Here is an 8,075-nt window from a genome sequence, read left to right on the forward strand (position 1 = left end):
GGCCTCAGGCGGTGCGACCGTGCGGCAAGCGGGTGGCGAGCAGGGCGCCCGCGGCGGCGGTGGCGGCCAGGGCCCAGAGCGCCGGGCCCAGGGCGGTGACCAGCGGATGGCCCGCGGTCAGGGTGGCCGCGGTGGCCACACCGACGGCCGGACCGATGTTCATCGCGGTCTGCTGCAGCCCGCCCGCCACCCCGGCGTCGGCCGGCGAGGCGGCACGGACGATCGCCGCCGTCGCGGTGACCATCACCGTCCCGAACCCGGCGCCCAGCAGCAGGAAGGCCCCACCGATCGCGAGCACGCCGGTGGCCGGTCCGAACCCGGCGACCCCCAGGGCCCCGGCCGCGATCGCCGACATCCCCGCCACGACCGTACGGCGCGGACCGTACCGGCGGGCCAGCACGGCGGAGGCCGGCGCGGACGCCACCATCGCCACCGCCAGTGGCAGGGACCGCACCGCGCTCGCGAGCGGGTCGAGGGCGAGGACGTCCTGGAGGAAGTAGGTGCCGAGGAAGATCGTGCCGAAGAGCGCGGCCGAGGCGGTCGACAGCACGCCGAGGGCCGCCGTCACCGTGGTCGAGCCGATCACGGCCGGTGGCAGCAGCGGTCGCGCGGTGCGCCGCTCGTGCCGGAGGAAGGCGGCTCCCAGCGCGGCGGACGCGGCGAGGCCGAGCCAGGTGCCGGCCGTCCAGCCCCGGTCGGGGATCCCGGTCAGGGCGAAGGCCAGGCAGGACAGCGTCGCCCCCAGCAGCGCGGCGCCGGGGAGGTCCAGCCCGGCGGCGCGGTCGCCGGGCGCGTGCGGGAGCCGGACGAACAGGGCGGCGGCGCCGGCCGCGACGGCGGGCAGGACGGTGAGGACGAAGACGGACCGCCAGCCGAAGTGGGTGGTCAGCGCACCGCCGACGACCGGGCCGGCGGCGGCCGCCAGGCCGATCGCGCTGGTGCGCAGCGCGATCGGCGTGCCGAGCCGGTCGGCGGGGTAGGCGGCCCGCAGCAGTCCGAGGGTGGCGGGCTGGAGCAGTGCGCCGGCCACTCCCTGGGCGACCCGCAGGGCGATCACCCAGCCGATGTCGGGCGCCAGGGCGATCCCCGCGGAACTGGCGGCGAACCCGAGCACGCCGACGGCGAAGACCCGCTGGTGTCCGTAGCGGTCGCCGAGCCGCCCGGCGAAGACCAGCAGGCTGGCCACGGTGATGAGGTACGCGGTGCTGGTCCACTGCACGTCGGAGAGGGAGGCGTCGAGGTCGCGTCGGAGGCTGGGCTGGGCGACGGTGAGCACCGTCCCGTCGAGGGCCACGACGGCGGCCCCGGTGATGCTGCCGGCCAGGGTGAGGCGCTGTCGGGTGGCCGCGTTCACCGGGGCTCCGGGCCGAGGTGGGCGTCGAGGGCGGCGCGCAGCAGCGGTTCGAGGGTGTCGGTTCCGGTGACGAGCCGCAGGGTGCCCCAGGCGCGGAGCTGGGCGAGGCCGTGGAGGTTGGCCCAGAACGCCGCCGCGGCGGTGACGGGGTCGGGCACGCCGGCCGGGTCCGGGACGCCGGGCGGTGCGGCGGCGTACGGCCCGGGCCCGCCGGTGCGGCCCGCGGTGTCCGGGCGGGCCTCGGCGACCAGGCGGGCGATGACCTCGAAGAGCGGCAGGGTGGTCCGCCGCAGGTCGGAGCCGCTGCCCTCCAGCACGTCGTGGCGGAACATCAGCTCGAACATGCCGGGCTGGGCGGCCGCGAAGTCGAGGTAGCCGCGGGCCAGCCGGCCGAGCGCCGCCCGGGCGGCGGCGGGGCCGCCTGCTCCGACCGGGTCCGGGTCCGCGGCCGGCCCGGCGAGGCCGAGCGAGGCGGCCAGGTCGTCGAAGCCGCGCCGGGCGATGGCCGCGAGCAGTTCGACGTGGGTGGCGAAGTAGCGGCGGGGGGCGCCGTGCGAGACGCCGGCCTGGCGGGCGATCTCGCGCAGGGTGAGGGCGTGCACGCCCTCGCGGGTCACCAGCTCGACGCCGGCCGTCACCAGGCGCCCGCGCAGGCCGGTGGTGGAGTCCTGATCGGTCATGGACACTGTCTACCAAGATCGAGTAGACATTGTCTACTCGCGGTCGGAGCGGGTCGGCGGGCAGAATCGGCGGCATGGACGAAGGCGGCGAGCCGGCCTGCTGGCTGGACCGGGTGTGCGAGGACTGCGGGCGCCTGCGGGAGCGTCCCGGACCGGGGCCCTGTGAACACTGCGGCACCGGCGCCGGGCCGGTCGGCGGCGCGGATCCCGGCGCGCGCGCCGGTGCGGACGCACGGACGGACGGACGACCGGACGGCGTCACGGGCACCGCGCCGGACGGGGAACGCCCCGGGGCGGGTCACCGACGGTGACCCGCCCCGGGAACGGACGTGGGAACGAACGGGGCGTCAGCGCGACAGCCCGTCGAGCGTCTGGCCCGAATCGGCCGCCGTGGAGCCCGGTGTCGGCGTGCCGGGCGGGATCTGCTCGGCGTCCGGAACCGTCGGTCCGGCCTCCTGGGCCGGTGCCCCGCCCTGCCCGGGGAGGTGCGCAGGCCCCGAGCCGGGCGCGCGGGTCGGTACCCACCGCTGCCGTCCCAGCACCGTGCCGAGCCGTTCGACGGCCGGTTGCGTGTAGCGCGCGGCCAGCGGCCCGGTGACCACCAGGATCAGCACGTACGCGGTCGCCAGCGGGCCGAGGCCGGGCTCGATGCCCGCGGTGACGGCCAGGCCGGCGATGACGATCGAGAACTCCCCGCGTGACACCAGCGCCCCGCCGGCCCGCCACCGGCCCCGCGTGGCGATCCCCGCGCGCCGCGCCGCCCAGTAGCCGGTCGCGACCTTGGTGAGCGCGGTGACCACGGCCAGCAGCAGGGCCGGCAGCAGGACCGGCGGAATGCTGGTCGGGTCGGTGCTGAGACCGAAGAACACGAAGAACACCGCGGCGAAGAGGTCCCGCAGCGGGCTGAGCAGGATGTGCGCGCCCTCTGCGGCCTCGCCGGACAGGGCGATGCCGACCAGGAAGGCGCCGACCGCGGCCGACACCTGGAGCTGCTGGGCGATGCCCGCGACCAGCAGGGTCAGTCCGAGGACCACCAGCAGCAGCTTCTCCGGGTCGTCGTGCGAGACGAACCGCGAGATCAGGCGCCCGTAGCGGAGGGCGACGAAGAGCACCGCGCCGGCCGTGGCCAGGGCGATGGCCAGTGTGACGGAGCCCGCGAGCAGGCCCGCGCCGGCCAGCAGCGCGGTCAGGATCGGCAGGTAGACCGCCATCGCCAGGTCTTCCAGCACCAGGATGCTGAGGATCACCGGGGTCTCCCGGTTGCCGAGCCGTCCGAGGTCGCCGAGCACCTTGGCGATGACTCCCGAGGACGATATCCAGGTCACCCCGGCCAGCACCACCGCCGCCACCGGGCCCCAGCCGAGCAGCAGCGCGGCCACCGCCCCGGGTGTCGCGTTGAACAGGAAGTCCACGGCGCCGGCCGGGTACTGGGCCTTGAGGTTGGTCACCAGATCGGCGGCGGTGTACTCCAGGCCCAGCATCAGCAGCAGCAGGACGACGCCGATCTCGGCGCCGGTGGCCACGAACTCCTCGCTGGCGCTCAGCGGCAGCAGCCCGCCCTTGCCGAACGCCAGCCCGCCGAGCAGGTAGAGCGGGATCGGGGAGAAGCCGTAGCGTCCGGCGATCCGCCCGAGCAGGCCGAGGACGAGGATGACGGAGCCGAGCTCGATGAAGACGGTGGCGGTGTGCATCCGATCACTCCCGATCCAGGATCGCGGCCGCCGTGTCGACGCCCTCGCGGGTGCCGATGACGATCAGGATGTCGCCGCCGGCCAGCCGGAAGTCGGGTGTGGGGGAGGGCACGGCGCCGGTGCGCCGCAGGACGGCGACGATCGAGGCGCCGGTCTCGGTGCGCATCCGGGTCTCGCCGAGCAGCCGCCCGTTCCAGTACGAGGCGCCCTCGACCGGGAGCCGCTCGGCGACCAGACCGAGGTCGGTGGTGTGCAGCAGGCCCGGGCTGTGGTGAGCGGGCGTCAGGGCGTCGACCAGGGCGGCGGACTCCTCGGCGGTGAGCCGGAACGCCTGGGAGCAGGCGTCCGGGTCGTCCGAGCGGTAGACGTTCAGACTGCGCGCACCGTCCCGGTGGGCGATCACGGACAGGTGCCGTTGTTCTCGGGTGGTGAGGTCGTACTGGACGCCGACACCGGGCAGCGGGGTGGTCCGGACACGGGGGATCGACACGGCGGCTGTCCTCTCGTCAGGGTGCTCCGCGGGGCTGCGTGTGGCGCGGGCGCGCCGGAGCACAGAGGAACGCCGGCGCCTGACCGCGTGTGACACGCGAACGCGCAACCGGATCAATAGTAATGAGTATGTAAAGTCCGAAAATGACACCCCGGTCCGAGGAGCCGAAAACGACACCTCGAACCGGGGGAGACGGCCTGCCGGGAAGCGGTCCGCCGGTCGGGACGGGACCGCCGGAACGGCGGCCCTACTGGGGCGGCTGGTCGCGCAGCTGGTCCTTCACCCTCTCCTGGGCCGTGTCGACGTGGCCGCTGTACTTGCCCTGCGTCCGGTCGTCGACCATGTCACCGCCCTTGTCGACGGCCTTCTCGGCCTGGCTCTCGTGGCCTTTCAGCATCTGCTTCAGCTTGTCCATCATGGACATGTGGTCACACTCCTGGATGAGACGGCCCCACTCCCTCCAGCATCACCGCGCACCGGAGTGTCCGCATCCGGTCAGCTTGCGCGCCGGGGTTGGCAAGGCGGCGAGGAACATGTCAAATCGGGAGTCCCACGGACCGTCGGAAGGACTCGCCTTGAACGTTCGGACCGGTCGCCAGGCCGCCACGCCCCGCCCCCGGGCCGCCACCGCCCGCCGCACGGCGGGCGCCGCGCTGGCCGTCGCGGCGCTGGTGACCCCGCTGCTGCTGGTCGGCACCGGCACCGCCACCGCAGACTCGGACCCGGCCCGCAAGGGGGCCAAGCTGGCCGCGCGGCTGGTCGACGACAGCAGCGCGGACGAGGCCTTCGAGACCCTGGAGGCGTTCCAGCGCTTCGCCGACCGCAACGGCGGCAACCGGGTGGCCGGCGCGCGCGGCCACGAGCAGTCCGCCGGCTACGTCTACGAGCAGGCCCGCCGGGCCGGCCTGAAGGTGTCGAAGCAGGAGTTCGAGTACACCTTCTTCCAGGCCCTGTCCGAGCGGTTCGCCGTGGTCTCCCCGCAGGCCGAGGAGCTGACGGTGCGGACCATGACCTACTCGGTGAGCGGCCCGGCGGGCGGCCTGACCACCGGGCTCGCGGTCGTTCCGGTGGATGCCACGACCGGCTGCGAGGCCACCGACTACGCCGCCGGCACGGTCACCGGCAAGGTCGCCCTGATCCGCCGCGGCGGGTGCAGCTTCGCCGTCAAGGCGGCCGTGGCGGCCGACGCCGGCGCGGCCGGGGCGATCGTCTACAACAACACCGCGGGCGACCTCAACGGTACCCTCGGCGACCCGGCCGCCGGCCGGATCCCGACCGGCGGCATCTCCCAGGCCGCCGGTGAGGCCCTCGCCGCCAAGGCCGCGGCCGGCCCGGTGACCGTCACCCTGGACATCCGCACGTTCATGGAGAAGCGCAAGACCTGGAACGTCTTCGCGGAGACCCGCGGCGGCGACGAGGACAACACCGTGGTCGTCGGCTCCCACCTCGACTCCGTGGTGACCGGGCCCGGCATCAACGACAACGGCTCGGGCTCGGCCGGCATCCTGGAGGTCGCGAAGAACCTCGGCACCCGGCCGGTGAAGAACAAGGTGAAGTTCGCCTGGTGGTCCGCCGAGGAGTTCGGCCTCAAGGGCTCCGAGGCCTACGTGAAGTCGCTGTCCGAGGCCGAGAAGAAGAAGATCAAGCTCTACCTGAACTTCGACATGATCGCCTCGCCCAACTCCGCCCAGTTCGTCTACGACGGCGACGACTCCGACCACGTCGGCTCGGGCCCCGGCCCGGCCGGCTCCGCGCAGCTCGAACGCCACATCACCGACTTCCTCGACGACTGGGACGTCCCGCACGAGGGCACCGACTTCACCGGCCGCTCCGACTACGGACCGTTCATCGAGGCGGGCATCCCGGCAGGCGGCACCGACACGGGCGCCGAGGTGATCAAGACCGCCGAGCAGGCCGCACGCTACGGCGGCACCGCCGGGGTGGCCTTCGACAAGTGCTACCACAAGGCCTGCGACGACCTGGAGAACCTCGACCTCGCCGCCTTCGACGTCAACATCGCCGTGATCGCGAACGCCGTCGGCACCTACGCGTGGGACCTCTCCTCGCTGTACGCGCCGGTCGCCCCGCAGCACACCGACGGCCAGGCCGGCAGCGGCGGCGGCCTCCAGGAGGGCCACGCCCACGAGGTCGAGGCCTGACCGCACCGGTGGAACCCGGGGCCCGGCCCCGGCCCCGGAGGGCTGCTGCCCGAGGGGGCCGAGGCCCCGCCCGCCTCCGCGCCCGACCCGGCCCGGTCCCCCTCCCGCCCCGTGCGGACGGGAGGCCGGGCCGGAGTCGTGGGCGCCCCGGCCGCGGGCGCCCCACCGCCCGGGGCGCCGGTCGGGGCCCGATGGGTGCGCCGCCGGGGCGCCTGACACCATGGCACGGAGATCACGTCACCGTGACACCCTCGGAGGAGTCAGCACCATGAGCAGCACGCACTACGACGTCGTCGTCCTCGGCGCGGGCCCCGGCGGCTACACCGCGGCCGTCCGCGCGACCCAGCTCGGCCTGAAGGCCGCCGTCATCGAGTCGAAGTACTGGGGCGGGGTCTGTCTCAACGTCGGTTGCATCCCCTCCAAGGCACTGCTGCGCAACGCCGAGCTCGCGCACATCGTCACCAAGGAGGCCAAGACCTTCGGTATCAGGATCGAGGGCCAGGTCACCTTCGACTACAGCGAGGCCTTCAAGCGCAGCCGCACCGTCGCCGACGGCCGCGTCAAGGGCGTCCACTACCTGATGAAGAAGAACGGCATCACCGAGTACGACGGCCGCGGCACCTTCGTCGACGACCGCACCCTCCAGGTCGCGCTGAACGGCGGCGGCTTCGAGATCGTCACCTTCGACCACTGCATCATCGCCGCCGGTGCCTCCACCCGGCTGCTCCCCGGCACCGGCCTCAGCGACCGCGTGGTCACCTACGAGGAGCAGATCCTCACCGAGGACCTGCCCGGCAGCATCGTCATCGCGGGCGCGGGCGCGATCGGCGTCGAGTTCGCCTACGTGCTCCACAACTACGGCGTGAAGGTCACCATCGTCGAGTTCCTCGACCGGATGGTGCCGCTGGAGGACGCCGAGGTCTCCGCCGAGCTCGCCAAGCAGTACCGCAAGCTCGGCATCGAGGTGCTCACCTCCACCCGCGTCGACTCGATCGACGACAAGGACCCGGCGGCCAAGGTCCGCGTCACCGTCACCGCCAAGGACGGGCAGCAGAAGGTCCTGGAGGCCGACAAGGTCCTCCAGGCGATCGGCTTCGCGCCGCGCGTCAACGGCTACGGCCTGGAGAACACCGGCGTCAGGCTCACCGAGCGCGGTGCGATCGCCGTCGACGGGCGCGGCCGGACCAACGTCGAGCACATCTTCGCCATCGGTGACGTCACCGCCAAGCTGATGCTGGCCCACGCCGCCGAGGCGATGGCCGTCATCGCGGCCGAGACCATCGCCGGTGCGGAGACCATGGAGCTGGACTTCGCGATGATCCCGCGCGCCACCTACTGCCAGCCGCAGATCGCCAGCTTCGGCTACACCGAGGTGCAGGCCCGCGAGCTCGGCTACGACGTCAAGGTCGCCAAGTTCCCGTTCACCGCCAACGGCAAGGCCCACGGCCTCGGCCACCCGATCGGCTTCGTCAAGGTCATCAGCGACGGCAAGCACGGCGAACTGCTCGGCGCCCACCTGATCGGGCCCGAGGTCACGGAGCTGCTGCCGGAGCTGACCCTGGCCCAGCAGTGGGACCTCACCGTGCACGAGGTGGCCCGCAACGTCCACGCCCACCCGACCCTCGGCGAGGCGGTCAAGGAGGCGATCCACGGGCTGGCCGGGCACATGATCAACATGTGATTCCGGATCCGGTCGCGGGT

The 8,075-nt window shown here is 73.6% G+C and carries 7 protein-coding genes; 2 read left to right on the forward strand and 5 right to left on the reverse strand.

Annotated elements, in window-relative coordinates; all coding sequences use genetic code 11:
* Positions 1 to 4 precede the first annotated feature (4 nt).
* From ACFWOG_RS37445 to ACFWOG_RS37465, 5 genes are all read right to left on the reverse strand, one after another.
* Entirely contained in the window at positions 5 to 1,354 is a 1,350-nt protein-coding gene (locus tag ACFWOG_RS37445; protein WP_380363919.1) for an MFS transporter, read from the reverse strand.
* Positions 1,351 to 2,034 (reverse strand): TetR/AcrR family transcriptional regulator, encoded by a 684-nt coding sequence (locus ACFWOG_RS37450; RefSeq protein ID WP_380363921.1) that lies wholly within the window; start codon positions 2,032 to 2,034, stop codon positions 1,351 to 1,353. The genes ACFWOG_RS37445 and ACFWOG_RS37450 overlap by 4 nt, the downstream gene beginning before the upstream one ends.
* Before the next feature lie 347 nt (positions 2,035 to 2,381).
* A complete protein-coding gene (locus ACFWOG_RS37455) occupies positions 2,382 to 3,725 on the reverse strand; it encodes a cation:proton antiporter (RefSeq protein ID WP_329875770.1) in 1,344 nt (447 codons plus the stop codon).
* A 4-nt stretch (positions 3,726 to 3,729) separates the two neighbouring features.
* Positions 3,730 to 4,215, reverse strand: a complete 486-nt coding sequence (locus ACFWOG_RS37460) for a TrkA C-terminal domain-containing protein (protein WP_329950568.1) — start codon at positions 4,213 to 4,215, stop codon at positions 3,730 to 3,732.
* Between the two features lie 247 nt (positions 4,216 to 4,462).
* Positions 4,463 to 4,639 carry an antitoxin gene (locus tag ACFWOG_RS37465; RefSeq protein ID WP_329875774.1) on the reverse strand — a complete coding sequence of 59 codons (177 nt, stop codon included), beginning with the start codon at positions 4,637 to 4,639 and terminating at the stop codon, positions 4,463 to 4,465.
* Between the two features lie 229 nt (positions 4,640 to 4,868).
* On the opposite strand from ACFWOG_RS37465, the gene ACFWOG_RS37470 reads away from it, so the two are divergent.
* Together ACFWOG_RS37470 and lpdA are read left to right on the forward strand one after the other, a co-directional pair.
* Positions 4,869 to 6,374: a M28 family peptidase gene (locus ACFWOG_RS37470; RefSeq protein WP_380363925.1), complete on the forward strand. Its 1,506-nt coding sequence runs from the start codon at positions 4,869 to 4,871 to the stop codon at positions 6,372 to 6,374.
* 268 nt (positions 6,375 to 6,642) lie between these two features.
* Positions 6,643 to 8,055: a dihydrolipoyl dehydrogenase gene (gene lpdA, locus ACFWOG_RS37475; protein ID WP_329950570.1), complete on the forward strand. Its 1,413-nt coding sequence runs from the start codon at positions 6,643 to 6,645 to the stop codon at positions 8,053 to 8,055.
* Positions 8,056 to 8,075 lie beyond the last annotated feature (20 nt).

The sequence above is a fragment of the Kitasatospora sp. NPDC058406 genome (assembly GCF_042722765.1).
Lineage (GTDB): Bacteria > Actinomycetota > Actinomycetes > Streptomycetales > Streptomycetaceae > Kitasatospora.